Origin of the sequence: Cellulomonas sp. 73-92, assembly GCF_001898175.1 — a bacterium.
Classification (GTDB): Bacteria; Actinomycetota; Actinomycetes; order Actinomycetales; family Cellulomonadaceae; genus Cellulomonas.
The window spans coordinates 344,130-367,751 of sequence record NZ_MKTH01000014.1 but is presented as its reverse complement, the minus strand read 5'-3'; the positions used below and the strand labels follow the sequence as shown (position 1 = coordinate 367,751).

At 75.1% G+C, this 23,622-nt stretch carries 26 protein-coding genes; 14 read left to right on the top strand and 12 right to left on the bottom strand.

Annotated features, from left to right (window positions below; genetic code table 11):
* Positions 1-15 precede the first annotated feature (15 nt).
* Positions 16-3,351, top strand: coding sequence for a BTAD domain-containing putative transcriptional regulator (locus tag BGO37_RS12005; protein WP_291755170.1), 3,336 nt, complete (start codon positions 16-18; stop codon positions 3,349-3,351).
* Positions 3,352-3,355: 4 nt separating this feature from the next.
* Here BGO37_RS12005 and BGO37_RS12000 read toward each other — a convergent pair whose 3' ends face one another.
* From BGO37_RS12000 to BGO37_RS11985, 4 genes are all read right to left on the bottom strand, one after another.
* A complete protein-coding gene (locus BGO37_RS12000; protein WP_291755169.1) occupies positions 3,356-4,162 on the bottom strand; it encodes an ABC transporter permease in 807 nt (268 codons plus the stop codon).
* On the bottom strand, positions 4,159-5,163 hold the full coding sequence (locus BGO37_RS11995) for an ATP-binding cassette domain-containing protein (RefSeq protein ID WP_291755167.1): 1,005 nt from the start codon (positions 5,161-5,163) through the stop codon (positions 4,159-4,161). The genes BGO37_RS12000 and BGO37_RS11995 overlap by 4 nt, the downstream gene beginning before the upstream one ends.
* 69 nt (positions 5,164-5,232) lie before the next feature.
* Positions 5,233-6,009 (bottom strand): ABC transporter permease, encoded by a 777-nt coding sequence (locus BGO37_RS11990; RefSeq protein ID WP_291755164.1) that lies wholly within the window; start codon positions 6,007-6,009, stop codon positions 5,233-5,235.
* Entirely contained in the window at positions 6,006-6,929 is a 924-nt protein-coding gene (locus BGO37_RS11985; RefSeq protein ID WP_291755162.1) for an ABC transporter ATP-binding protein, read from the bottom strand. Before BGO37_RS11985 ends, BGO37_RS11990 begins: the two co-directional genes overlap by 4 nt.
* A 400-nt stretch (positions 6,930-7,329) precedes the next feature.
* Here BGO37_RS11985 and BGO37_RS11980 point away from each other — a divergent pair, with 400 nt between their 5' ends.
* The 9 genes from BGO37_RS11980 to BGO37_RS11940 all read left to right on the top strand — a co-directional run bounded on the left by BGO37_RS11980 (position 7,330) and on the right by BGO37_RS11940 (position 15,771).
* Positions 7,330-8,943: a bifunctional 3'-5' exonuclease/DNA polymerase gene (locus tag BGO37_RS11980; protein WP_291755216.1), complete on the top strand. Its 1,614-nt coding sequence runs from the start codon at positions 7,330-7,332 to the stop codon at positions 8,941-8,943.
* Between the two features lie 144 nt (positions 8,944-9,087).
* Positions 9,088-9,822 carry a helix-turn-helix domain-containing protein gene (locus BGO37_RS11975; RefSeq protein ID WP_291755161.1) on the top strand — a complete coding sequence of 245 codons (735 nt, stop codon included), beginning with the start codon at positions 9,088-9,090 and terminating at the stop codon, positions 9,820-9,822.
* On the top strand, positions 9,819-11,246 hold the full coding sequence (gene sufB, locus BGO37_RS11970) for a Fe-S cluster assembly protein SufB (RefSeq protein ID WP_291755158.1): 1,428 nt from the start codon (positions 9,819-9,821) through the stop codon (positions 11,244-11,246). Before BGO37_RS11975 ends, sufB begins: the two co-directional genes overlap by 4 nt.
* A complete protein-coding gene (gene sufD, locus BGO37_RS11965) occupies positions 11,246-12,496 on the top strand; it encodes a Fe-S cluster assembly protein SufD (protein WP_291755156.1) in 1,251 nt (416 codons plus the stop codon). Before sufB ends, sufD begins: the two co-directional genes overlap by 1 nt.
* Complete coding sequence (locus tag BGO37_RS11960) at positions 12,493-12,828, top strand: non-heme iron oxygenase ferredoxin subunit (RefSeq protein ID WP_291755154.1); 336 nt, start codon at positions 12,493-12,495, stop codon at positions 12,826-12,828. The genes sufD and BGO37_RS11960 overlap by 4 nt, the downstream gene beginning before the upstream one ends.
* A gap of 20 nt (positions 12,829-12,848) precedes the next feature.
* Complete coding sequence (sufC, locus tag BGO37_RS11955) at positions 12,849-13,610, top strand: Fe-S cluster assembly ATPase SufC (protein WP_291755151.1); 762 nt, start codon at positions 12,849-12,851, stop codon at positions 13,608-13,610.
* A 15-nt stretch (positions 13,611-13,625) separates the two neighbouring features.
* Entirely contained in the window at positions 13,626-14,927 is a 1,302-nt protein-coding gene (locus BGO37_RS11950; protein WP_291755148.1) for a cysteine desulfurase, read from the top strand.
* Between the two features lie 14 nt (positions 14,928-14,941).
* Positions 14,942-15,430 (top strand): Fe-S cluster assembly sulfur transfer protein SufU, encoded by a 489-nt coding sequence (sufU, locus tag BGO37_RS11945; RefSeq protein ID WP_367188107.1) that lies wholly within the window; start codon positions 14,942-14,944, stop codon positions 15,428-15,430.
* 2 nt (positions 15,431-15,432) lie between these two features.
* A complete protein-coding gene (locus tag BGO37_RS11940) occupies positions 15,433-15,771 on the top strand; it encodes a metal-sulfur cluster assembly factor (protein WP_291755143.1) in 339 nt (112 codons plus the stop codon).
* A gap of 64 nt (positions 15,772-15,835) precedes the next feature.
* Here the strand turns inward: BGO37_RS11940 and BGO37_RS11935 are convergent, their stop codons facing one another.
* Genes BGO37_RS11935 through BGO37_RS11925 form a run of 3 tightly spaced genes read right to left on the bottom strand, consistent with a single transcriptional unit; the run spans position 15,836 to position 17,711 of the window.
* The gene (locus tag BGO37_RS11935) at positions 15,836-16,354 is read right to left on the bottom strand and encodes a CbiQ family ECF transporter T component (RefSeq protein ID WP_291755141.1); all 519 of its coding nucleotides are present in this window, start codon (positions 16,352-16,354) and stop codon (positions 15,836-15,838) included.
* Positions 16,351-17,070 carry an energy-coupling factor ABC transporter ATP-binding protein gene (locus BGO37_RS11930; RefSeq protein ID WP_291755138.1) on the bottom strand — a complete coding sequence of 240 codons (720 nt, stop codon included), beginning with the start codon at positions 17,068-17,070 and terminating at the stop codon, positions 16,351-16,353. Before BGO37_RS11930 ends, BGO37_RS11935 begins: the two co-directional genes overlap by 4 nt.
* A complete protein-coding gene (locus BGO37_RS11925) occupies positions 17,067-17,711 on the bottom strand; it encodes a biotin transporter BioY (RefSeq protein ID WP_291755137.1) in 645 nt (214 codons plus the stop codon). Before BGO37_RS11925 ends, BGO37_RS11930 begins: the two co-directional genes overlap by 4 nt.
* Before the next feature lie 144 nt (positions 17,712-17,855).
* Between BGO37_RS11925 and BGO37_RS11920 the strand changes: the two genes are divergently transcribed.
* Positions 17,856-19,454 carry an ABC-F family ATP-binding cassette domain-containing protein gene (locus BGO37_RS11920; RefSeq protein ID WP_291755134.1) on the top strand — a complete coding sequence of 533 codons (1,599 nt, stop codon included), beginning with the start codon at positions 17,856-17,858 and terminating at the stop codon, positions 19,452-19,454.
* Positions 19,455-19,567: 113 nt separating this feature from the next.
* Here BGO37_RS11920 and BGO37_RS11915 read toward each other — a convergent pair whose 3' ends face one another.
* From BGO37_RS11915 to BGO37_RS11895, 5 genes are read right to left on the bottom strand one after another with little or no spacing between them, the layout of a single operon-like run.
* Positions 19,568-19,699, bottom strand: coding sequence for a hypothetical protein (locus tag BGO37_RS11915; RefSeq protein WP_291755132.1), 132 nt, complete (start codon positions 19,697-19,699; stop codon positions 19,568-19,570).
* A complete protein-coding gene (locus BGO37_RS11910; RefSeq protein WP_291755130.1) occupies positions 19,696-19,935 on the bottom strand; it encodes a hypothetical protein in 240 nt (79 codons plus the stop codon). The genes BGO37_RS11915 and BGO37_RS11910 overlap by 4 nt, the downstream gene beginning before the upstream one ends.
* Positions 19,932-20,888 carry an SURF1 family protein gene (locus BGO37_RS11905; protein ID WP_291755128.1) on the bottom strand — a complete coding sequence of 319 codons (957 nt, stop codon included), beginning with the start codon at positions 20,886-20,888 and terminating at the stop codon, positions 19,932-19,934. The genes BGO37_RS11910 and BGO37_RS11905 overlap by 4 nt, the downstream gene beginning before the upstream one ends.
* Entirely contained in the window at positions 20,885-21,121 is a 237-nt protein-coding gene (locus BGO37_RS11900) for a hypothetical protein (protein WP_291755127.1), read from the bottom strand. Before BGO37_RS11900 ends, BGO37_RS11905 begins: the two co-directional genes overlap by 4 nt.
* Positions 21,118-21,459 (bottom strand): DUF3099 domain-containing protein, encoded by a 342-nt coding sequence (locus tag BGO37_RS11895; protein ID WP_291755124.1) that lies wholly within the window; start codon positions 21,457-21,459, stop codon positions 21,118-21,120. The genes BGO37_RS11900 and BGO37_RS11895 overlap by 4 nt, the downstream gene beginning before the upstream one ends.
* A 101-nt stretch (positions 21,460-21,560) precedes the next feature.
* On the opposite strand from BGO37_RS11895, the gene fabG reads away from it, so the two are divergent.
* From fabG to BGO37_RS11880, 3 genes are read left to right on the top strand one after another with little or no spacing between them, the layout of a single operon-like run.
* Positions 21,561-22,277 carry a 3-oxoacyl-ACP reductase FabG gene (gene fabG, locus BGO37_RS11890; protein ID WP_291755123.1) on the top strand — a complete coding sequence of 239 codons (717 nt, stop codon included), beginning with the start codon at positions 21,561-21,563 and terminating at the stop codon, positions 22,275-22,277.
* 44 nt (positions 22,278-22,321) lie between these two features.
* Positions 22,322-23,089 (top strand): enoyl-ACP reductase FabI, encoded by a 768-nt coding sequence (fabI, locus tag BGO37_RS11885; RefSeq protein ID WP_291755122.1) that lies wholly within the window; start codon positions 22,322-22,324, stop codon positions 23,087-23,089.
* A gap of 15 nt (positions 23,090-23,104) precedes the next feature.
* Positions 23,105-23,611 carry a histidine phosphatase family protein gene (locus BGO37_RS11880; RefSeq protein ID WP_291755119.1) on the top strand — a complete coding sequence of 169 codons (507 nt, stop codon included), beginning with the start codon at positions 23,105-23,107 and terminating at the stop codon, positions 23,609-23,611.
* The last annotated feature ends 11 nt before the right edge of the window (positions 23,612-23,622 follow it).

Genomic DNA, 23,622 nt, shown 5'->3' with positions numbered 1-23,622 from the left:
CTAGGGTGTCGAAACGTGCCAGCCCCCGACGCGTCCCCGACGCCGCCGGTGCGCGTGCTCGGGCCGGTGCTGGTCGCCGGGCCCGACGGCGTGCCGCAGTCACCCCGGGGCGTCCGCGCGGCGGCGCTCGTCGCGACCCTCGCGCTGGCCGACGGCGCCCCGGTGCCGGTCCCCGGCCTCGTCGACCGGCTCTGGCCCGACGAGGCGCCGGCCGACCCGCGGGCGGCGCTGCACAACCTCGTCTCGCGGCTGCGGCAGGCCACCGCGCCTGACGCGGTGCGGTCCGTGCCGACCGGCTACGCACTCGGTTGCGCGAGCGACCTGTCGCTCGCGCGCGGTGCCCTGGCCCTCGGCCGCGCGGCCCTCGGCGCCGGGCGCGCGGAGGAGGCGGGCCGGCTGGCGACGTCCGCGCTGGGCCTGTGGCGCGGCGAGCCGGGGCTAGACCTCGGGGCGGTGGGGGTCGAGCTGCGCGCGACGGCGGCGCGGCTGCACGAGGACCTGGCCCTGCTGCGCCGCGAGGCCGCCGAGGCGGCAGGTGACGACGCCACGGTCGCCGTGCTGGCGTCGGACGCGCTGGCGGCCGACCCGCTCGACGAGGACGCCGCCCGTTCGCTCATGACGGCGCTGGCCGCGCAGGGCAGGGGCGCCGAGGCGGTGCGGGTGTACGGCCGGCTGCGGCACGCGCTCGTCGCCGAGCTCGGCACCGACCCGGCCCCCGACCTCGTCGCGCTGCACGACCGGCTCCTCGCGGCGGCCGAGGACCAGGTCCCCGTCGGCGCGCCGCTGCGGCGGGGCGGTGGCGGAGCGGCCGACGCCTCGTCGGACACCACCCCGGGCAGGGTGCGCCACGTGGCCCTCGGCCTGCGGGCGGCGCCCAACCCGCTCGTCGGCCGCGACGTCGACGTCGCCGACGTCGAGTCGGCGCTGCGCACGTCGCGGCTCGTCACGGTCCTCGGCGCCGGCGGGCTGGGCAAGACCCGTCTCGCCCAGGAGGTGGCGCGGCGCGCCATGACCGCCACGCCGCTGGTCGTCGTCGTCGAGCTCGCGGGCGTGCGGTCCGACGACGACGTGGTGCTGGCCCTGGCGGACACGCTCGGGCTGGCGGCCGGCGCGACCGCCCGGCTCGGCGACCGGCTGCTGGCGGGTGACGTCCACGACCAGGTGCTGGCGCGCCTGAGGGGCACGACCTCGCTCGTCGTGCTCGACAACTGCGAGCACGTGGTCGCCGGCGCGGCCCGCTGGGCGCACGAGCTGCTGGGGGCCGTCCCCGAGCTGCGGATCCTCGCCACCAGCCGCGCGCCCCTGCGCCTCACCGCCGAGCAGACGTTCCCGCTGGCGCCGCTCGCCGCCGACGGCACGGGCGCCCCGACGGGTCCCGCGGTCGAGCTCTTCCGCCAGCGGGCGCGCGCCGCCCGGCCGGACGTGCGGCTGCCCGACGACGTCGTCGTGCGCCTGTGCGACCGCCTCGACGGCCTGCCGCTGGCGATCGAGCTGGCGGCCGCGCGCGTGCGCACGCTCTCGGTCGAGGAGATCGAGCAGCACCTCGACGAGCGGTTCGCGCTGCTGCGCTCCGGGGACGCCGCGGCGCCGGACCGGCACCGGACGCTCGAGGCGGTCATCGAGTGGAGCTGGAACCTGCTGACGGCGACGCAGCAGGCGCTGTGGCGGCGCGTGGCGATCCTGCCGGACGGGTTCGGCGTGGACGCCGCCGCGGCGATCGGGGGGCTCGGCACCGCCTCGCCGCTCGACGTGCTGGACGACGTCGACGGCCTGGTGACGCAGTCGCTGCTGGCCGTCACCGACGACGGTGGCGTGGCGCGCTACCGGATGCTGGAGACGGTGCGGGAGTTCGGCCTGCTGCGGCTCGCCGCGGCCGGCGAGCAGGACGCCGTGCGGGACGCGCTGCTCGACTGGGCGGCGGAGCTGGCGCGGCGGGACGTCGCCGTGCTGCTCGGCCCCGGTCAGGTGGGGGCGATCGCTGAGCTGGTGCGCGACCAGGAGAACCTCCTCTACGCCTTCCGCACCGCGGCCGAGACGCCACCCGAGGGTGCGCACGCCCGCCGGCCCGAGGTCGTGGTGCACACGTTCGTCGGGCTGGCGGCGAGCTGGGCGCTGCGCGGCTCAGAGGAGCGGGCGGCGGGGCTCGCCGCGACCGTGCTGGGCTCGCTGCGCGGCTGGCCCGTGCCCGACGAGGACGCCGACGTCACCGCGGTGGCGCTGACCTTCACCCTGGGTGCGCTGGTGACCGGCGGCACCTCGGCCGGCGACGTCGGGGCGAGCCGCGCCCGCACGATGGCACGGCTCCGGCTGCTGCTGCGGCGCCCGCGCCTCGGCCGGCGGACGCGCGCGCTGCTGTCGCTGGTGCTGCTGCCGGACTGGGGCGCGATGGTCCGGGAGGTCCAGGACCTGCAGCGCGACCCGGACCCGCTCGTGGCCTTCGCGGCCTGCATCTGCGCCGGCCAGGGGGCCGAGAACGACGGGCAGCTCGAGCAGGCGCTGCGCGACGCCGAGGAGGCCTACGCGCGGTCGGTGGGGATCGGCGACGTCGCGTGCCCGGCGTTCGCGGCCATGTTCGTCGCGACGACGGCCAGCGAGCTGGGCGACTTCGCGACCGCGCTGGCGTGGACCGACCGCGTGCGGCCCGGGTTCGCCACGCTGGGCGCGACCAGCGCGCTGCGGCAGCTCGACTGGATCGAGCTCAGCGTCGCCCTGGAGGCGGGCGACGTCGAGGCGGCCGAGGCGCTGTGCGACCGGCTCGAGGTGCCGGGCGAGTGGCCCGACGAGCGTGGCGGGGCGGAGATGGCCGCCGTCGCGGGCGCGGGCCGGGGCGAGGTGGCGCTGCTGCGCGGTGACGCCGAGGCCGCGGTGGGGCGCTACGCCGACGTCATGCGCGCGTTCGGGGACGTCCAGGGGCCGGGCACGCCGTGGGCGGTGATGCTCGGCTCCGCCCAGGTGGTCCGGCTCGTCGGCCTGGACCACCTGGACGAGGCCCGCGACGCGCTCGCCCGCCTCGGCCGGCGGGCCGTCGCGCTGTACCGGGACCGAATGTCGCAGTTCCTCGACCGGCCCGTGCTCGGCACGGCGTGCCTCGCGGCCGGGACGTTCCGCGCCGCCACCGGCGACCGAGCCCCGGGGGTGGCCGACCTGTTCGCGCTCGCGGAGGCCATCGGGTCGCGGCAGGACGTCCCCGCCCTGCGCCGGGCGCCGCTGCTCGCGACCGCCGCGTCCCTGCTGGGCGCCGGGGCGCTCGACGAGGGCCGCGCCCGCGTCGCCGCCATGACGCACGACGCGGTGACCGAGCACGCGCTCGCCCTCCTCGACGAGGTCGCCGGGGAGGGCGGGCGCGGCTGAGCGCTCAGACCTTGCGCATGTAGCCGCGGACCGCCAACGGCGCGAACACGGCGATGACGACGACCGCTCCGAGGAGGGCCCAGCCGACGTCGGCGCCACCCGTGCCGCCGGCGGTCAGCTCGCGCACCGCGGTGACGACGTGCGACATGGGGTTGACCTGCACGAATCCCTGGAGCCAGCCGGGCAGCGTGCTGACGGGGACGAACGAGTTCGACAGGAACGTCAGCGGGAACAGGATGAGGAAGCTGACGCCCTGCACGGCCGACGCGGACCGGGCGCTGACGCCGAAGAACGCGAAGATCCACGACATCGCCCAGGCGCAGAAGATGACGAGCAGGCCGGAGGCGACCGCGCCGACGGCGTTCGGCCGCCAGCCCATGATCACGCCCATCACCATCGTCAGCACCGTGGCGATGACGTAGCGGACCGTGTCGGCGAGCAGGCCGCCCGCGAGCGGTGCGACCCGGGCGATCGGCAGCGAGCGGAACCGGTCGAACACGCCCTTGTCCATGTCCTCGCGCAGCTGGACGCCGGTGACGGTCGAGGCCGTGATGAGCGCCATGACGAGGACGCCGGGGACCAGCTGCGGCAGGTAGCCCTTGACGCTGCCCGCCACGGCGCCGCCGAACAGGTAGCCGAACATCAGCGTGAAGAGGATCGGCTGGATGAGGACGTCGGCGTACTGCTCGGGCGTGCGGGACACCTTGACCAGGCCCCGCCAGGCCATCGCGATCGACTGGGAGACGGCGGCGCCCAGGCCGGTGGCCGGTGCGGCGGCGGGTGCCGGGCGGGTGAGGGTGGCGGTGGTCATGCGTGGACCTCCTCGAGGACGGGCGTCTCGGCGTCCTGCGCGCCGTGGCCGGTGAGCGCGAGGAACACCTCGTCGAGCGTCGGCCTGGACATCGACAGCTCGCGCACCTCGACGCCGGAGGTGCGCAGCCGGACCAGCAGCTCGGAGACGGCGGCGGCCGAGTCGAGCGGCGCCGTCAGGCGGGCGCCGTCGCTCACGGGGGTGAGCACCGGCTCCTGGCCCGTGATCTCCCGGATGGCCCGGCGCGTGGCGGCGACCGGCCCGGTGCCGCCGTCGTGCGGGCCGTGCGACGCGACCGTCAGGTGCAGGGACTGCGTGCCGACCGACCGCTTGAGGTCGTCGGCCGTCCCCTCGGCGACGACGCGGCCGCGGTCGATGACCGCGATCCGGTCGGCGAGCTGGTCGGCCTCGTCGAGGTACTGGGTGGTGAGCAGCACGGTGCTGCCCTCCGCGACCAGCCGGCGGATGGTGTCCCACATCTGCAGCCGGGTGCGGGGGTCGAGCCCGGTGGTCGGCTCGTCGAGGAAGATCAGCGGCGGCTGGGCGATGAGGCTGGCCGCCAGGTCGAGGCGACGTCGCATGCCGCCCGAGAACTTCTTCAGCGGGCGGGTGGCGGCGTCGACGAGCGAGAACTCGTCGAGCAGCGCGTCGGCCTTCGTCTTCGCCCCGCGGATCCCCAGGCCGAGCAGGCGGCCGAAGAGCACGAGGTTCTCCCGCGCGGAGAGGTCCTCGTCGACGGACGCGTACTGGCCGGTGAGGCCGACGAGGCTGCGGACGGTGTGGGCCTCGCGCACGACGTCGTGGCCGAGCACGCGGGCGGACCCGGCGTCGGGGGACAGGAGCGTGGCGAGCATCTTGATGGTGGTGGTCTTGCCGGCGCCGTTGGGGCCGAGCACGCCGTAGATCGCACCGGTGGCGACGTCGAGGTCGACGCCGTCGACGGCGCGGTTCGCGCCGAAGACCTTGACGAGGCCGCGGGCCTCGATCGCTGGGGCATTCATGCGGCCAGCGTGCGCCGGCCACCGTCCCGCGGGCCTGTCACGACGCTGTCACGGGCTCCCGTCCGGCTGTCAGGCCGCGGACCAGCGGAACCAGCGCGCAGCGGCGGCTGACAGCGCGGCCGCCCAGGCGACGAGCGCGACGAGCGGACCGGCCGCCCAGGTGCCGTGCAGCAGGGCCGCGCGCAGCGCCTCGCCGAGTGCCCCGGACGGCAGCCAGCCCGCGACGTGCTCCAGGCCGCCCGGCAGCACGGACGCCGGCAGCACCACCCCGCCGAAGGCGAGCAGGACGAGCACGAGGTTGGCCAGCGCGATGACGGCCTCCGCGCGGACGCGCCCGGCGGCGAGCAGCGCCGCCGCGCCCCACGCGGCGGTCCCCAGCAGCCACGCCGCGATCGCGGCGGGGATGCCCGCGGCGTCGGGCCGCCAGCCGAGCCACAGGCCGGCGCCGCCGAGGACGACGACCTGGACCACCTGGACCGCGAGGACCCCGACGAGCTTGCCGGCGAGCAGGCCGCCCGGGCCGAGGGGCGTCGTCGCCAGGAGGCGCAGCACGCCGTAGCGACGGTCGAACGCGGTGCTGATGGCGGGCGAGGTGAAGGCCGAGCTCATGAGGGCGAACGCGAGGACGCCCGGCGTGACGAGGTCGATCCGGGTGGTGCCGCTCGTGTCGAGGGAGACGAACGTCGCCCGCGCCAGCCCGACGAGCAGGATCAGCGGCAGGAGCACGGTCACCATGACCTGCTCGCCGTTGCGGAGCACCGCGCGCATCTCGAACGTGCCCTGCGCCGCGACGCGCCGGGCCACCGAGGCCGCCCGGGGCGCCCCGGGGACGGTCGTCTCGCTCATCGCAGGCTCCGGCCGGTGAGGTCGAGGAAGACGTCCTCGAGCGTGCGGCGGCCCAGCTCGAGCCGGGTGAGCTGCTTGCCGGCGTCGGCGAGACCCCGCGCCAGCGCGGCCACCGCACCGGGGTCCACCGGGCCCGACACCGAGCAGGCGGTGCGCCCGGCGGACTGCACGGTGAACCCGGGCCCGAGGGCCAGGGCCATCGCCGCGGCGTCGAGCGGCTGGGCCGCCTCCACGCGCAGGGTCGTCGTCCCGCCGGAGTCGACGAGCTCGGCCACGGTGCCGGCGGCGATCGCGCGCCCGTGGTCGACGATCACCACGCGGTCGGCCAACGCCTCCGCCTCGGCCATGAAGTGCGTCGTGAGGACCACGGACACGCCGTCGTCGGACAGCTCCCCGATGAGGTCCCACACCGCCCGTCGCGCCTGCGGGTCGAGGCCCGCCGACGGCTCGTCGAGGAACACCAGCCGCGGCCGCCCGACGAGGGCGACGGCGAGCGCGAGGCGCTGCCGCTGGCCGCCGGACAGCCGCCGGACGGAGGTGCGGGCGAACGACGCGAGGCCGAGGCGCTCGGTCAGCTCGCCCGTGTCGGCCGGCTCGGCGTACATGCGTGAGACGTGCCGGAGCACGTCGCCGGCGCGCTGCGTGTTTGGCAGGCCGCCGTCCTGCAGCATGACGCCGACGAGCGGCCGGAGGGCGGTGGCGTCGCGCACCGGGTCGTGCCCGAGCACGCGCACCTCGCCGCCGTCGGCGCGGCGGAGCCCTTCGCAGATCTCCACCGTGGTCGTCTTGCCCGCGCCGTTGGGGCCGAGCACCGCCGTGACCTGGCCCGAGGCGGCCACGAGGTCGAGCCCGTCGACGGCGACGCTGGCGCCGTAGCGCTTGACCAGTCCGTTCACCTCGACGGCGGGAGAGTGCCGCACGGCCGCGACTCTATCCCGCCGGCGGTGGCGGCCGGACGCGCCCTCGTGGGCCCGGGACCTGCCGAGCGCCCACCTCCTCGCCGAGACCGGGTGTTCCGGACGTCGGAACGCACGGTCTCGGTGACGAACGGGGCGCTCGGCGCGGGTGTGGGATGCACGGGGGGCGGCCGCCGACGCCCGGCCGGACACCGGCCGGGCGTCGGCCGGGTGTGTGGGCGGGGTGCGGCAGGCTGGGGGCGTGCTGCTGCTCGTGTCGCGGGCCGCCGGGGCGGGCGCCGGATCCGGCGGAGCCCTCGGCGAGGGCGCCGCGTCGGGACGGGGCCTCGGTGGGGGCGCCGAGTCCGGGCGGACCCTCGGCGTGGCCGCGGTGGGACGAGGCGGCGGCGAGCGGACCGTGCGGGTGCGGCGGGTGGACGACCGGGCGCCGCGCGGCGTGGTGGGGCGCGAGGCGGCGCCGCGGTGGGTGTGGGCCGACACGTCGGCGTGGTACCCGGGGCTGCTCGCCGACGGGGTGCGCGTCGAGCGGTGCCTCGACCTGCGGCTGGCGCACCGCGTGCTGCGCCTGGCGCCCGGGGCGGCGGCGTCGCGCCTGGCCACGGCGTCCCCGGGGGCGTTCGACGAGCCGGTGCCCGCCGCGGAGGCCCCGGGCGAGGACGCCCTCTTCACGGTGGGCGAACCGGCGACGGGTCCCGACGAGGCCGCGTGCCTGGCCGAGCTCGCGGCGCAGGACGAGGCCGTGGCCGCCGCGCCGGCCGCGGCGCGGCTGCGGCTGCTGCTGGCGGCGGAGTCGGCGGGCGCGCTCGCGGCGGCGGAGATGCGCCACGCGGGCGTGCCGTGGGACCCCGCGGCGCACGACGAGGTGCTCAGCGGGCTGCTCGGCCGGCGACCGCGCGCCGGTGAACGGCCCGCGCGGCTGGAGGAGCTCGCCGCCACCGTGCGCGCCGAGCTCGACGCCCCGACGCTCAACCCCGACTCCCTGCCCGACGTGCTGCGCGCGCTGCGCCGCGTCGGCCTGCCGGTGACCTCCACCCGGGCGTGGGAGCTCGAGCACCTCGACCACCCCGCGATCGCGCCGCTCATCGAGTACAAGAGGCTCTCGCGGCTCCACTCGGCCAACGGCTGGGGCTGGCTCGACGCGTGGGTCGGGGGCGGCCGCTTCCGGCCCGAGTACGTGGTCGGCGGCGTGGTGACCGGGCGCTGGGGCAGCAGCGGCGGCGGGGCGCTGCAGCTGCCGAAGCAGCTGCGCCGGGCGGTTCGGGCGGACCCGGGGTGGAAGCTCGTCGTCGCCGACGCGGCGCAGCTCGAGCCGCGCGTGCTGGCCGGCCTGGCGCGTGACGAGCGGCTCGCGGCCGCCGGGCGTGGCCACGACCTCTACGGCGCCATGGTGGCCGCGGGCGTGGTCCCCGAACGCGCCCTGGCGAAGGTGGGCATGCTCGGCGCCCTCTACGGCGGCACCACCGGGCCCAGCGCCGCCGTGCTGCCGCGGCTCGCCCGCGCGTACCCCGACGCGCTGGGCTACGTCGAGGCGGCGGCGCGGGCGGGTGAACGCGGTGAGGTCGTGGCGACCCTCCTCGGGCGTGGCTCGCCGCCGCCGGGGGAGGCCTGGCTCGAGTCGCAGGCCGAGGCCCTGTCGGACGAGGCGGGGGCGCGCGAGGAGTCGCGTGCCCGGTCCATCTCCCGTGGCTGGGGTCGGTTCACCCGCAACTTCGTCGTGCAGGGCACCGCGGCGGAGTGGGCGCTGGCGTGGATCGCGGAGATGCGCCGGCGGCTGTGGGCGATGGGGGAGACGGGCGGCACCGGGCTCGCGCCCGAGCCGTTCGCGCGGCGCCCGCACCTCGTCTACTTCCTGCACGACGAGCTCGTCGTGCACGCGCCGGCGCACCTCGCCCCGGCGGTGGCCGACCAGGTCAGGGCCGCCGCCGCGGCGGCCGGGCGACTGCTGTTCGGCGACTTCCCGGTCGAGTTCCCCCTGACCGTGGGGATCGCCGACTCCTACGGCGACGCCAAGGGTTGACGCCGGTGGGACGGGCCGCCCGCATCGCGGACGGGGAAGGCAAGCCTTCCTTGCCAGGATGAATATTGACAACAAGGATGTTGCCAATATCGCGGCGTGAGGATCCCCGCCCCGCGGTGCGACGAGTGACGACGGAGGTGGCCCATGAGCGAGCTCGCTCCCGTCGCCCACGCCGACTCGCCCGCCGACCCCGACGCCGGCACGCGCCGCCGGGTGCTCGAGCTCATCGCGACCGACGGCCCTGTCACCGCCGCGCAGCTCGCGCGCGACCTGCGGCTGACGGCAGCCGGCGTGCGTCGGCACCTCGCCTGCCTCGAGCAGGAGGGGCGCATCACCGAGCTCGCCGCGCACCGCACGGGCCCGGCTCGGCGCGGCCGGCCCGCACGCCGCTTCGTCGTCGCCAAGAGCGGGCAGGCCACGCTGAGCCACCGGTACGCCGAGGTCGCGAACCAGGCGCTGGCGTTCCTGGCGCAAACCGCGGGCCCCGACGCCCTCCAGCGGTTCGCCGACGAGCGCATCAGCGTCCTCGAGCGGGCGGTCGCACCGGCGGTCGCCGCCGCCGGCGACGACATGGCCCGGCGTGCCGACGCCCTGGCCGAGGCGCTGGACGCCGAGGGCTTCGCCGCCTCCGTCCGGCCGGTGCCGGGCCTGCCGCTCGTCCAGGTGTGCCAGGGCCACTGCCCGGTGCAGGACGTCGCCGCCGCCTACCCGCAGCTGTGCGAGGCCGAGACCCGGGCGTTCGCCCGTGTGCTCGGCGTCCACGTGCAGCGGCTGGCGACGCTCACGACGGGCGGTCACGTCTGCACCACCAACGTGCCGACCGCCGTTCCCCCGATCTCCACCGTCAAGACCCCCACCACGGAAGGAGTGCCGGCATGAGTGCACCCGCCGAGCCGCTCACCCAGGACGAGGCGATCGCCTCCATCGGGACCTATGCCTACGGCTGGCACGACGCGGACGCCGCCGGCGTCAGCGCGCGCCGCGGCCTGTCCGAGGAGGTCGTGCGCAACATCTCCGCCCTGAAGAGCGAGCCCGAGTGGATGCTCAAGACCCGGCTCAAGGCGTTGCGGCTCTTCGACAAGAAGCCGATGCCCTGGTGGGGGGCTGACCTCTCGGGCATCGACTTCGACAACATCAAGTACTTCGTGCGGTCGACGGAGAAGCAGGCGGCCAGCTGGGAGGACCTCCCGGACGACATCAAGAAGACGTACGACCGGCTCGGCATCCCCGAGGCGGAGAAGCAGCGGCTCGTCGCCGGCGTCACCGCGCAGTACGAGTCCGAGGTCGTCTACCACCAGATCCAGGAGGAGCTGGAGCGGCAGGGCGTCGTCTTCCTCGACACCGACTCCGGCCTCAAGCAGTACCCGGAGATCTTCGAGCAGTACTTCGGCTCGGTGATCCCGCCCGGGGACAACAAGTTCGCCTCGCTCAACACGTCCGTGTGGTCCGGCGGGTCCTTCGTGTACGTGCCGCCGGGGGTCCACGTCGACATCCCGCTGCAGGCCTACTTCCGGATCAACACCGAGAACATGGGCCAGTTCGAGCGGACGCTGATCATCGCCGACGAGGGTTCGTACGTCCACTACGTCGAGGGGTGCACTGCGCCCGTCTACCAGAGCGACTCGCTGCACTCGGCGGTCGTCGAGATCATCGTCAAGAAGAACGCCCGCGTCCGGTACACGACGATCCAGAACTGGTCGACGAACGTCTACAACCTCGTCACCAAGCGCGCGACCGTCGCCGAGGGCGGCACCATGGAGTGGGTCGACGGCAACATCGGCTCCAAGGTGACGATGAAGTACCCGGCCGTCTACCTCATGGGCGAGCACGCGAGCGGCGAGACGCTGTCGATCGCGTTCGCGGGCGAGGGCCAGCACCAGGACACCGGCTCCAAGATGGTCCACTGCGCGCCGAACACGTCGAGCCACATCATCAGCAAGTCGGTGGCGCGCGGCGGTGGCCGCTGCTCCTACCGCGGCCTGGTCCAGGTGCTCGAGGGCTCGTCGAACTCCCGGTCGTCGGTGCTCTGCGACGCGCTGCTGGTCGACCAGATCTCCCGCTCCGACACGTACCCGTACGTCGACGTCCGCGAGGACGACGTCACCATGGGTCACGAGGCGACGGTCTCGCGCGTGTCCGAGGACCAGCTGTTCTACCTCATGTCCCGCGGGCTGGCCGAGCAGGAGGCCATGGCGATGATCGTGCGCGGGTTCATCGAGCCCATCGCGCGCGAGCTGCCGATGGAGTACGCGCTCGAGCTCAACCGCCTCATCGAGCTCCAGATGGAAGGTGCCGTCGGCTGATGACGACCGAGACTGGCGAGCTGTCGAAGGGCAGCCTGTCCACCGACCACTCCCGTGCGATCGCCGACCAGGCGCACAGCCACGGCGTCGGCCCGTCGCCGGAGAGCTCGCGGGCCTCGCGCCCGCGCTCGTTCGTGGCCGACGACTTCCCGCTGCCGATCGGCCGCGAGGAGGAGTGGCGGTTCACTCCCGTGGACAGGCTCGCCCGCGTGCTGGCCGACGAGCCGGCGGACGGCCACCTGGCGTGGGGCATCCCGAACCTGCCGGCGGGCGTGACGATCAGCGAGGTCACGCCCGACGACGCCATCAGGCGCACGGTGCAGGCGCCCGGCGACCGAGCCTCGGCCGTGGCGCTCAAGCGCGCCGGCGGCGCGATGGCCCTGACCATCGCCCCGAGCACGGTGCTCGACGAGCCGCTGACGATCCGTCTCACCGGCGCCGGCGAGGACGCGCGCGGCCACGTGCTCATCGAGGTCGGCGCCGACTCCGAGGCTGTCGTCGTCATCGAGCACGACGGCGTGGCCACGTACTCCGAGCTGGTCTCGGTGAGCGTCGGCGACAACGCCGGCCTCAACCTCGTCCTGCTCCAGCTGTGGGACGCGGGCACGGTCCACGTCGGGGAGGTCGTGGCCCGCCTGGGTCGCGACGCGCGCCTGCGCGGCACGGTCGTCACGCTCGGCGGCGACGTGGTGCGGCTCAACACGGCGGCGACGTTCGCCGACGAGGGCGCCAGCGTCGACCTGCACGGCTTGTACTTCGCCGACGCGGGCCAGCACCTCGAGCACCAGCTCTTCATCGACCACAACGCGCCGCGCTGCCGCTCCCGCGTCACCTACAAGGGGGCGCTGCAGGGCCAGGGCGCGCACACCGTGTGGGTCGGCGACGTGCTCATCCGGGCGATCGCCGAGGGCACCAACACGTACGAGCAGAACCGCAACCTCGTCCTCACCGACGGGGCGCGGGCCGACTCGGTCCCCAACCTGGAGATCGAGACGGGTCTCATCGAGGGCGCGGGCCACGCGTCGGCCACCGGCCGGTTCGACGACGAGCAGCTGTTCTACCTCAGCTCCCGTGGGATCCCCGAGATCGAGGCGCGCCGGCTCGTCGTGCGGGGCTTCTTCGTCGACCTGGTGCACGCGATCGGCGTGCCCGAGATCGAGGCTCGCCTGCTGGGGCTCATCGAGGCCGAGCTGTCGAAGTCGATGTCCGAGTTCCGGGAGGGCGCGTCGATCCCGGTGGCGATCGCATGAGCGCACAGGTCGCCTGCCTCGCCGACGACGTGGCGGTCGCCGCCGCCCTCCGGGTCGAGCTCTACGCCGCGGACGGCGGGCTCGTCGAGGTCGCGGTGGTGCGCGACGAGGACGGCGAGCTGCACGCGATCAGCGACATCTGCTCGCACGGCCAGGTCTCGCTGTCGGACGGCGAGATCGAGGGCTGCACCGTCGAGTGCTGGCTCCACGGCTCGCGGTTCGACCTGCGCACCGGCAAGCCCCTGTCCCCGCCGGCCGTCCGCCCCGTGCCGGTCTACCCCCTGACGGTCGACGGCGAGCAGGTGCTCGTCGACGTCGACGCCCCGCTCTGAGACCCCTCGCAAGGAGAGACATGTCCACCCTGGAGATCCGCGACCTGCGCGTCAGCGTCGAGACGAAGGAGGGCCTCAAGCCCATCCTCAACGGCGTCGACCTGACGATCGGCAGCGGCGAGACGCACGCGATCATGGGCCCCAACGGCTCCGGCAAGTCGACGCTCGCCTACTCCCTGGCAGGCCACCCGAAGTACAAGGTGACCGGCGGCACGGTGACGCTGGACGGCGTCGACGTGCTGGCGATGAAGGTCGACGAGCGGGCCCGTGCCGGCCTGTTCCTGGCCATGCAGTACCCGGTCGAGGTGCCGGGCGTGTCGGTGTCGAACTTCCTGCGCACCGCCAAGACGGCCATCGACGGCCAGGCGCCGCCGCTGCGCGGCTGGGTCAAGGAGATCCGCGGGGCGATGGACGCGCTGCGGATGGACCCCGAGTTCCAGGAGCGGAGCGTCAACGAGGGCTTCTCCGGCGGTGAGAAGAAGCGCCACGAGATCCTGCAGATGGAGCTCCTCAAGCCCAAGTTCGCGATCCTCGACGAGACCGACTCCGGCCTCGACGTCGACGCGCTGCGCATCGTGTCCGAGGGCGTCAACCGCGTGAAGTCGACCACCGACGTCGGCGTGCTGCTCATCACGCACTACACGCGGATCCTGCGCTACATCACGCCGGACTTCGTCCACGTCTTCGTCGACGGCCACGTCGCCGAGGAGGGCGGCCCCGAGCTCGCGGACCGGCTCGAGGACGAGGGCTACGACCGGTTCCTCGCCGCGGCGCAGGCCTGAGCGGAGGCACGGACCATGTCGGTGACCACGGACGGGCTGACGAGCGCCGAGCTCGCGGCGGTGCGCGCGGACTTCCCGCTGCTGGCCCGCACGCTGCGTGACGGCCGCCCGCTGGTCTACCTCGACTCCGGCGCGACCGCGCAGAAGCCCGAGGTGGTGATCGACGCCGAGCAGGACTTCTACGTCCAGCGCAACGCCGCCGTGCACCGCGGCGCGCACCAGCTGGCCGAGGAGGCGACCGAGGCCTTCGAGGATGCACGGGGCAAGGTCGCGCGGTTCGTCGGCGTCGACGCGGACGAGCTGGTCTGGGCGAAGAACGCGACCGAGGGGATCAACCTCGTCGCCTACGCGATGGGCAACGCCAGCGCGGGCCGCGGGGGAGCGGCGGCGCGCCGGTTCGCGCTCGGCCCGGGCGACGAGATCGTGGTCACGGAGGCCGAGCACCACGCCAACCTCGTGCCGTGGCAGGAGCTGGCGTTCCGCACGGGCGCCACGCTGCGCTGGCTGGGTCTGGACGACGAGGGACGGATCCGGCTCGACGAGCTCGACACCGTCGTCACCGAGCGGACGAGGGTGCTGGCCTTCACGCACGCGTCGAACGTCACGGGCGCCGTCACGCCGGTCGAGCCGCTCGTCGCGCGCGCCCACGAGGTCGGCGCGCTCGTCGTGCTCGACGCGTGCCAGTCCGTGCCGCACCTGCCGGTGGACCTGCACGCGCTCGGCGTCGACTTCGCCGCGTTCTCCGGCCACAAGATGTACGGGCCCACCGGGGTCGGGGCGCTCTACGGGCGGCGCGAGCTGCTCGAGGCGCTGCCCCCGTTCCTCACCGGCGGGTCCATGGTCGAGATCGTCACGATGACCGAGACGACCTTCCTGCCGCCGCCGCAGCGGTTCGAGGCCGGCACGCAGATGGTGGCGCAGGCCGTCGCCCTCGGCGTCGCCGCCGACTACCTCGCCGAGCTCGGCATGGCGAACGTCGCGGCGCACGAGCACCACGTCGCCGGCCGGCTGCTGGAGGCCGTCGCCTCGGTGCCCGGCGTGCGGCTCATCGGCCCGCACGACGCGCGGGACCGCCTGGCGACGGTGTCCTTCGTCGTCGACGGCGTGCACGCGCACGACGTCGGGGCCGTGCTCGACGACAAGGGCGTGGCGGTGCGCGTCGGCCACCACTGCGCCCAGCCGGTGCACCGCCGGTTCGGCATCGCGGCGACCTCGCGCGCCAGCGCGGGCGTCTACACGACGGACGACGAGGTCGAGGCCTTCCGGGAAGCCCTGAGCGGGGTCCGGGCGTTCTTCGGTCTGGAGGGAGACCGGTGAGCGCTCTGGACCAGATGTACCAGCAGGTGATCCTCGATCACGCGAAGTTCCCGCACGGGCGGGGGCTGCCCGAGGGCGACGAGGGCGCCACGGCGGTGGCCGTCGCCCCCCACCCGGGCTGCGGCATCTCGCACCAGGTCAACCCGACCTGCGGCGACGAGATCACGCTGCGCGTGGACGTCTCGCGGGCCGGTGGCGTGGCCGTCGTCGACGACGTGCGCTGGGAGGGCCAGGGCTGCTCGATCTCGCAGGCCTCGGCCTCCGTGCTGCACGACCTCGTCATCGGTCAGGACCTGGCCACGGTCGACCGGCTGTCGGCGACGTTCCACGAGCTCATGAGCTCGCGCGGGGCCGGCCTGGACGACGAGGCCGCCGAGGACCTCCTCGGCGACGCGGTCGCGTTCACCGGCTCCTCGAAGTTCCCGGCGCGCATCAAGTGCGCGCTGCTCGGATGGGCCGCCCTGTCCGACGCCCTGATCCTGTCCGGCGCCCGGGAGGAATGACCATGAGCACCGAACCCACCACGCAGTCCCCTTCGCACGCCACGGCGGCCGACGTCGAGGAGGCCCTGCGCGACGTCGTCGACCCCGAGCTCGGCATCAACGTCGTCGACCTGGGCCTCGTCTACGGCGTCTCGGTCGAGGGCAGCACGGCCACCATCGACATGACGCTGACCTCGGCGGCCTGCCCGCTGACGGACGTCATCGAGGACCAGTCCGCGATGGCGCTCGACGGGATCGTCGACGCGTTCCGGATCAACTGGGTCTGGATGCCGCCGTGGGGCCCGGAGCGCATCACGGCGGAGGGCCGCGAGCAGATGCGGGCCATCGGCTTCAACATCTGATCGCGCTACCCTCCCCACGCGAGCCCCGGGTCGTCACGTGATCCGGGGCTCGTCTGCTCCCGGGTCACGCGCCCCCGAGCCCGCGCGCCACCAGGGCCTCTCCCGTGGCGTGGGCGCGCGCGACGGCCCGGATGGCCGCGGGCGTGAGCCACGTCCGAGGGTCGCGCTCGCACCCCCGGGCACGGGCGGCCTCGCGGGTCGCCGCCACCGTGGCGGCGAGCGCCGGGATCGACCGGAGCATGAGCACAGCCGCGAGGCCGAGGCGTGCGGGCAGCAGGTCGAGCAGCTCGTCGGGCGGGGTGCGGGCGACGAGCACGGCGCCGGCGAGCACGAGCGCGAGGACGTCCAGCGCGGCGGCGACCCCGGCCGACGGCACACCGGACCACGCCCGGCCCGCGCCGACGAGGACGGCGAAGACGACCGCATCACGCCAGGTGCGCCGTGGCACGCCGGTCACGAGGGCCGCTGCCACGGCGACCGTGGCGCCGGCGCCGCCGGCCACGATGCCGGGGACGAGCACCACCGCGAGCGAGAACGCCGCGAGCACGGCGAGCTTGCCGGCCGTCGCCGCGGGCCGTGTCACGGGACCACCGCGCGGGCACGCATCAGCTCCCGGTAGGTGCCGATCGCGTCCGCCGGGGGGCCGTCGGCGACCACCTCGCCCGCATCGACGACGAGCACCCGCTCCGCCCGGGCCGCGGCCTCCAGGTCGTGCGTCACGACCAGGACCTGCTGCGGCAGCCCGGCGAGCACCTCGTCGACCACCGTGCGCCAGCGCAGGTCGAGGAGCGTCGTCGGCTCGTCGCAGATCAGCACCGACGGCTCGACGGCCAGCACCGACGCGAGCGCCAGCAGCTGCTTCTGCCCCCCGGAGAGGACGTGCACCGGCACGTGCGCGCGGTCGGCCAGCCCGAACCGGTCCAGCCACTCCAGCGCCGCGGCCCGGCGCGCCGCGGGCGGCGTCGTGCGGCGCAGGGACAGCACCACGTCCTCGAGCGGCGTCGGCATGAGCAGCTGGGCGTCCGGGTCGGTGAAGAGGAACCCGACGTGGCGCCGCACGGCCGTCGCCTCCCGGGCGGTGTCCAGGCCGCCCACGCGCACGGCGCCCGACGAGGGCCGCACGAGGCCGCCTGCGAGGCGCGCCAGCGTCGACTTGCCGGAGCCGTTCGCCCCGACGACCGCCACGCGCCGCTCCGCCAGGCTCACCGTCACCGGGCCGAGCAGGCGCACCACCCGGTCCCGCCCACCCCCGGGCGGCGGCGCCCAGGCGGTGACCTCCGCGGCGTCGAGCTCGATCACCGCTCGCGCAGCAGCGCCGGGAACGCGCGCAGCACGCCGACCGCCACGGCCGCGGCGACCAGCGCCTTGACGGTGTCCCCGGGGACGAACACCAGGTCGGCCGCGAGGGCCGCGGGCACGGGCAGCCCGGCGCGCACGACGAGCCCGGCGATCCCCAGCGGGTGCACGACGAGCAGCCCGGCGATCAGTGCCGCGCCCGCCAGCACGCCGAAGCGCCACCGTGGCGCCACGCGCCGCGCCAGGCCGGCCAGCGCGCCGGCGACGGCCGCCGCCGGCACGAACCCGAGAAGGTAGCCGACCGTCGGTCCGGCGAGGACGCCCGGACCGCCGGTGCCGCCGGCGAGCACCGGCACGCCCGCGAGCCCCACCAGGACGTACAGCCCGACCGCCGCGGCGCCGCGCCGCGCGCCCAGCACGAGCCCGGCGAGCAGCACCCCGAACGTCTGCAGCGTGATGGGCACGCCGACGCCCGTCGGCACCGGCGGCGCCACGGCGCACACCGCCACGAGCCCCGCCATCACGGCGACGAGCGCCAGGTCCGTGGCGCGGCCGCGGGTCGTCGGCGGCGTGGCCGGCGGGGACTGCGCCGGGTCGACGACGGTGGCGCCGGCGGCCTCGTCGCGCACGAAACGGTTGGACACGGCGCCTCCCGAGCGGTTCAGTGACGGGCGGGCACGCGCAGCCGTCCACACGGCACCCGGTCCGGCCACGCTAACGGGCCGTAGACTGACCGGCGTTTGTGCCCGGGGCCAAGCCCCGTGAGGCGTCGTCGGAGGAACCCACCAGTGATCACCGCCCAGGGCGTGGAGCTACGCGTCGGCGCTCGCCTGCTCCTCGAGCAGACGAGCTTCCGCGTCGCCGCCGGCGACCGCATCGGGCTCGTCGGGCGCAACGGCGCGGGCAAGACGACCCTCACCAAGACCCTCGCCGGCGAGACGCAGCCGAGCGCGGGCCTCATCTCGCGCTCGGGCGACATCGGGTACCTGCCGCAGGACCCGCGCACCGGCGACCTCGACACGCTCGCCCTCGACCGGGTGCTGTCCGCGCGCGGGCTCGACGAGGTGGTCCGTGCCATGCGCGACACCGAGGGCGCGATGGCGTCGGCCGACGACGAGACGCGCGAGGCCGCCATGGAGCGCTACGGCCGCCTCGAGGCGCGCTTCACCGCCGCCGGGGGGTACGCCGCCGAGAGCGAGGCCCACCGGATCACCGCCAACCTGGCGCTCGACGACCGGGTCCTGTCGCAGCCCCTGCGCACGCTCTCCGGCGGCCAGCGCCGGCGGGTGGAGCTGGCGCGCATCCTCTTCTCGGGCGCGCAGACGCTGCTGCTGGACGAGCCCACCAACCACCTCGACGCCGACTCGATCGCGTGGCTGCGGGACTACCTCAAGGTGTACTCGGGTGGGCTGATCGTCATCAGCCACGACGTCGGGCTGCTCGAAGCCGTGGTCAACAAGGTGTTCCACCTGGACGCCAACCGCGCCGTCATCGACCAGTACAACCTCGGCTGGAGCGCCTACCTGCTGCAGCGCGAGACCGACGAGAAGCGCCGGCGCCGGGAGCGCGCCAACGCCGAGAAGAAGGCCGCCGCGCTCATGGCGCAGGCCGACAAGATGCGCGCCAAGGCGACCAAGGCCGTCGCGGCGCAGAACATGGCCCGCCGCGCGGAGGCCCTGCTGCACGGGCTGGAGGACGTGCGCGCCGCCGACAAGGTCGCGCACCTGCGGTTCCCGGACCCCGCGCCGTGCGGCCGCACGCCGCTCACCGCCACCGAGCTGTCGAAGTCGTACGGCTCGCTCGAGGTGTTCACGGACGTGTCGCTGGCGATCGACCGGGGCTCGAAGGTCGTCGTGCTCGGGCTCAACGGCGCGGGCAAGACGACGCTGCTGCGCATCCTCGCGGGGATCGAGCCGCCTGACACGGGCACCGTCAACGCCGGTCACGGGCTCCGCCTCGGGTACTACGCCCAGGAGCACGAGACGCTGGACATGACCCGGACCGTCGTCGAGAACCTGCGTACCGCCGCCCCCGACCTCACCGACACCCAGGTCCGCTCGGTGCTCGGCTCGTTCCTGTTCTCCGGCGAGGACGCCGACAAGCCGGCGTCGGTCCTCTCCGGCGGCGAGAAGACGAGGCTGGCCCTGGCGGTGCTCGTCGTGTCGGCGGCGAACGTGCTGCTGCTCGACGAGCCGACGAACAACCTCGACCCGGCCTCGCGCGAGCAGATCCTCGGCGCGCTGCGCTCGTTCACCGGCGCGGTGGTGCTGGTCTCGCACGACGAAGGCGCCGTGGCGGCCCTCGACCCGGACCGCGTGCTGCTGCTGCCGGACGGCGACGAGGACTACTTCGGCGCCGACTACCTGGACCTCGTCGCCCTCGCCTGACTCCGCGAGGCAACGGCCTCTGCGTTCGGCGGCAGCTTCTCCGTCGTCGGGGCAACCGCGTGTCAACAATGTCGCCGCCCAGTTGCCCTCCGCTGCCGGAAGGCCTCGCAGGCTCAGTCGGTGAGCACCATCGTGAGGCGCTCCTGGGGATCGCCCTCGACCGGCGGGTCGCCGACCATGTGGAAGCCCGCCCGCCGGTAGGCCGCGATCGCGCGGGCGTTGAACCGGCGGACCTGGAGCGTCACCGGCACGCCGTCCGCACGCCGACGGGCCTCGCTCCGGCCGGCGTGGGGTCGTCGTCGGCGCGCAGGGACCCGAACTGGGTCCGACGGATCGCGCCGTCGCAGATCGCCCAGCCCTCCCGCTCCATCTGCTCCCAGGTGGGTGAGTCGTAGCAGACGTACGGCGCGGGGTACCGCCAGGCCGCGATGGCCCGCGCGTCCTCCTCGGAGAGCTCGGCCAGTCGCAGGGAACCGGTCATGCGGGCGGGCTGCCGGGACGCTGCGCGTCGAGGAGGGCGTCCTCGGCGAGCTCGTCGCGACCCTTGCGGCGCTGGGAGGCCTGGGGAGCGGCGCGCGGGGTGGACGCCGCCGGCCTCTCGGGCACGCTGGTGGCAGCCGCGACGGGCGCGAGCGCTGACTCGTCGTCGTCGGCTCCCGCACGGGCCGCGCGGACGGCGACCGGGGCGCCGGCGGCGAGGTCGTCGACGATCTCGCGGCGCGCCATCCAGCCGAAGGCCGCCAGGGCGCCGAGGGCGAACACCCACCACTGCACCGCGTACGAGAGGTACGGGCCGGGATCGGTCGACGGCGTCGCGAGGGTCTGCAGCGGCGTGGCGGGCGCGGGGGTCTCCGAGACGAGGCCGGCGTACCAGCGGTAGGCCGGCGTGCCGGGGGGAACGCTGCCGGCCGCGAGCACCTGGGTGGGCGAGAAGTTCTGCACCTGGCCGGGGGGAGCGGAGCGGGACGAGGGCGGCTCGGGCAGCCGCAGGCGCGCGACGAGGTCGACGGTGCCGGCCGGTGGGGTGGGAACGTCCGTGCCGCGCTGCGCGTCGTTGCCGACGGGAACCCAGCCGCGGTCGACGACGAGGACGCCGCCGCCGTCGGCCTGGAACGGCACCAGCACGTGGTAGGCGGGCTGGCCGTTGACCGGGCGGTTGCGCAGCAGGACCGCCGAGCCGCTGAGGTAGTGGCCGGTGAGGCTGACCGAGCGCCACTCGCCGGACGCGGTCGGCTCGTCGCCCGGCGCGCCCACGAGCGACGCCAGCGGCACGGGTGGGGCGGCCCAGTTCGCCTCGACCGTCGCGATGAGCGCGTCGCGCGTGACGTGCTTGTTCCACTGCCAGCGACCGAGCAGCGTGCACGTCGTCGCGACCGCCAGCGCCACGAGCACCAGCACGGCGGCCCGGCGCACAGCGGCGGACGAGGCGCTCACGCCTCCGCCCGCTCCAGCTGGGCCACCGGCACCACGTCGCGCAGGAAGCCGCGGACCCGGAGGTAGTCCTCGAGGTACTCGCGGTGCGCCCCGCAGGCCAGCCACACCTTGCGGCGCTCGGGCGTGTGGATCTTCGGGTTGTTCCAGAGCACGCCCCAGACCGCCTCGGCGCGGCACTTCCGCGCGCTGCAGACGAGCTCTCCGACGGCGTCGGGGGCGGGGTTCTGCGTCATCGGGGGCCTCCGGAGGGGCCGAGCGCGTCGTGCGACGGCGCCGGCGGCAGCTCGCGTGTCAGGGGTTCGGGGTCGTACTCCTGCCGTTCGCGTCCGGCGTTCGCACCGAGGACGGCGATGTAGGGAAGCACCGCGGCGGCGGCGACCAGCAGGATGCCGACGATCATCGGCACGTGGGGCCAGGCGAGGATCGCACCGATGAAGCACACCACGCGGGCGCCCATCTGGATCAGGTATCGCCGCTGGCGGCGGGCCTGGTCGTCGGCCAGCGACGCCGGGGCCGAGGTGATGGCCTGCACCTGCGGCTTCCCGCGCCTGGTGCGCCGCCCGATGCCCATGCCTCGATCGTAGGTCTTGTGGACTGTCCACAACCGGCCGGGGGCATCGTGTGCGGGGCCCCACGCCGGGAGGGTGGGGACCGTGGGCTACCGTCGAGCCCGTGCCTGCTCCCGAACCCCGCAGCGTCCTGGTCACCGGCGCGGCCCGCGGCATCGGCCGTGCCATCGCCGAGCGCTTCGTGGCGGCGGGTGACCGGGTCGCGACGTTCTACCGCTCCGGCGAGCTGCCGGACGGGGTGCTGGGTGTCGTCGCCGACGTGCGTGACACCGCGGCGGTCGACGCCGGGTTCGCCGCCGTCGAGGCGGCGCACGGCCCCGTCGAGGTGCTCGTCGCCAACGCCGGGATCACGCGCGACGGCCTGCTCATGCGGATGTCCGACGAGGACTTCGAGGAGGTCCTCGACGTCAACCTCGTCGGCTCGTTCCGGGTGGTGCGCCGCGCCTCGAAGTCGATGATCCGGCTGCGCCGCGGTCGCATCGTGCTCATCTCCTCGGTCGTCGGCCTGTACGGGCAGACCGGCCAGGTGAACTACGCCGCGTCGAAGGCCGGGCTCGTCGGCATGGCGCGGTCGATCACGCGTGAGCTGGGCGGCCGGGGGATCACCGCCAACGTGGTGGCGCCAGGCTTCGTCGACACCGACATGACGCGCGCGCTGCCCGACGACCTGCGTGACTCCTACCTCAAGGCGATCCCCGCCGGTCGGTTCGCGACCGCCGACGAGGTCGCCGCGGCCGTCGAGTTCCTCGCCTCGCCCGGTGCCGGCTACATCTCCGGGGCGGTCGTCCCGGTGGACGGCGGCCTCGGGATGGGCCACTGACCCGGGCCGCTGCGCCCCACGCCGACGGACACGGAAGGACCCCCATGGCTCTGCTCGAGGGCAAGACCCTGCTCATCACCGGTGTGCTCACCGACGCGTCGATCGCGTTCCACGCCGCGCGGCTCGCGCAGGAGGAGGGCGCGAACGTCGTCCTGACGAGCTTCGGCAAGCAGCTCCGGCTCACCGAGGTCATCGCCCGCCGGCTGCCCGCGCCGGCGCCCGTGGTCCAGCTCGACGTGACGAACGACGAGGACCTCGCGGCGCTGCCCGAGCGCGTGCGCGAGCACGCCGACCACCTCGACGGCGTGGTGCACTCCATCGGCTTCGCACCGCAGTCGGTCATGGGCGGGAACTTCCTCGCGGGCGAGTGGCCCGACGTCGCGACGGCGCTGCACGTGTCCGCCTACTCGCTGAAGTCCCTGGCCACGGCCACGCTGCCGTTGCTGACGCAGGGCTCCGGGCTCGTCGGCCTGACGTTCGACGCGCGGTACGCGTGGCCGGTCTACGACTGGATGGGCGTCGCCAAGGCGGCGTTCGAGTCGACCGCCCGCTACCTGGCCCGGGACCTCGGCCCCCACGGCGTGCGGGTCAACCTCGTCTCGGCGGGGCCGATCCGCACGACGGCCGCCAAGTCGATCCCCGGCTTCGAGACGATGGAGGCCGGCTGGTCGGACCGCGCCCCCCTCGGCTGGGACCTGACGACGGCGGAGCCCGCCGCGCGTGCCGTCGTCGCGCTCCTGTCGGACTGGTTCCCGGCGACCACGGGGGAGATCGTGCACGTCGACGGCGGCGTGCACGCCATGGGCCAGTAGTGGCAGCCTGAGCCGGTGACCCACCGGCTGGTGCTCCTGCGCCACGCGAAGGCCGAGCACGGCCTCGACGTGCCCGACGTGCAGCGTCCCCTCACCACGCGGGGCCGTCGGCAGTCGGCGGAGGTCGGCACCGCCATGGTCGCCGCGGGGCTGGTGCCGGACCTCGTGCTGTGCTCACCGTCGGTCCGGACGCGTCAGACCTGGCAGCTCGCCCACGCGACGCTGCACGCGGAGCCCGAGGTGCGGTTCGCCGACGACCTGTACGACGCCGGCGTCGACCAGGTCCTGGCCGCGCTGCGGACGGCCGACGAGGCTGCGCGTGTCGTGCTCGTCGTGGGTCACGAGCCCGCGATGTCACAGACCGCCACGGCGTTGGCAGGCCTGGGGTCCGACGAGGCCACCTACGCCCGCGTCCAGCTCGGCGTGCCGACGGCCGCGTGGTCGGTGTCGACGATCACCGGCGCGTGGGCGGACCTGGTGCGGGGCTCCGCCCGGCTGGTGCGGCTGCACGTCCCCGCCTGAGCCTGGGCGGG

What these genes read in the sequence shown, in the direction of transcription:
- sufC (WP_291755151.1), top strand. Translation starts at nt 12,849, where the DNA reads ATGTCCACCCTGGAGATCCGCGACCTGCGCGTCAGCGTCGAGACGAAG.
- BGO37_RS11975 (WP_291755161.1), top strand. Translation starts at nt 9,088, where the DNA reads ATGAGCGAGCTCGCTCCCGTCGCCCACGCCGACTCGCCCGCCGACCCC.
- BGO37_RS11895 (WP_291755124.1), bottom strand. Translation starts at nt 21,459, where the DNA reads ATGGGCATCGGGCGGCGCACCAGGCGCGGGAAGCCGCAGGTGCAGGCC.
- BGO37_RS11990 (WP_291755164.1), bottom strand. Translation starts at nt 6,009, where the DNA reads ATGAGCGAGACGACCGTCCCCGGGGCGCCCCGGGCGGCCTCGGTGGCC.
- sufD (WP_291755156.1), top strand. Translation starts at nt 11,246, where the DNA reads ATGACGACCGAGACTGGCGAGCTGTCGAAGGGCAGCCTGTCCACCGAC.
- sufU (WP_367188107.1), top strand. Translation starts at nt 14,942, where the DNA reads ATGTACCAGCAGGTGATCCTCGATCACGCGAAGTTCCCGCACGGGCGG.
- BGO37_RS11950 (WP_291755148.1), top strand. Translation starts at nt 13,626, where the DNA reads ATGTCGGTGACCACGGACGGGCTGACGAGCGCCGAGCTCGCGGCGGTG.
- BGO37_RS11995 (WP_291755167.1), bottom strand. Translation starts at nt 5,163, where the DNA reads ATGAATGCCCCAGCGATCGAGGCCCGCGGCCTCGTCAAGGTCTTCGGC.
- BGO37_RS11910 (WP_291755130.1), bottom strand. Translation starts at nt 19,935, where the DNA reads ATGACCGGTTCCCTGCGACTGGCCGAGCTCTCCGAGGAGGACGCGCGG.
- BGO37_RS11960 (WP_291755154.1), top strand. Translation starts at nt 12,493, where the DNA reads ATGAGCGCACAGGTCGCCTGCCTCGCCGACGACGTGGCGGTCGCCGCC.
- BGO37_RS11900 (WP_291755127.1), bottom strand. Translation starts at nt 21,121, where the DNA reads ATGACGCAGAACCCCGCCCCCGACGCCGTCGGAGAGCTCGTCTGCAGC.
- sufB (WP_291755158.1), top strand. Translation starts at nt 9,819, where the DNA reads ATGAGTGCACCCGCCGAGCCGCTCACCCAGGACGAGGCGATCGCCTCC.
- BGO37_RS11940 (WP_291755143.1), top strand. Translation starts at nt 15,433, where the DNA reads ATGAGCACCGAACCCACCACGCAGTCCCCTTCGCACGCCACGGCGGCC.
- BGO37_RS12000 (WP_291755169.1), bottom strand. Translation starts at nt 4,162, where the DNA reads ATGACCACCGCCACCCTCACCCGCCCGGCACCCGCCGCCGCACCGGCC.
- fabI (WP_291755122.1), top strand. Translation starts at nt 22,322, where the DNA reads ATGGCTCTGCTCGAGGGCAAGACCCTGCTCATCACCGGTGTGCTCACC.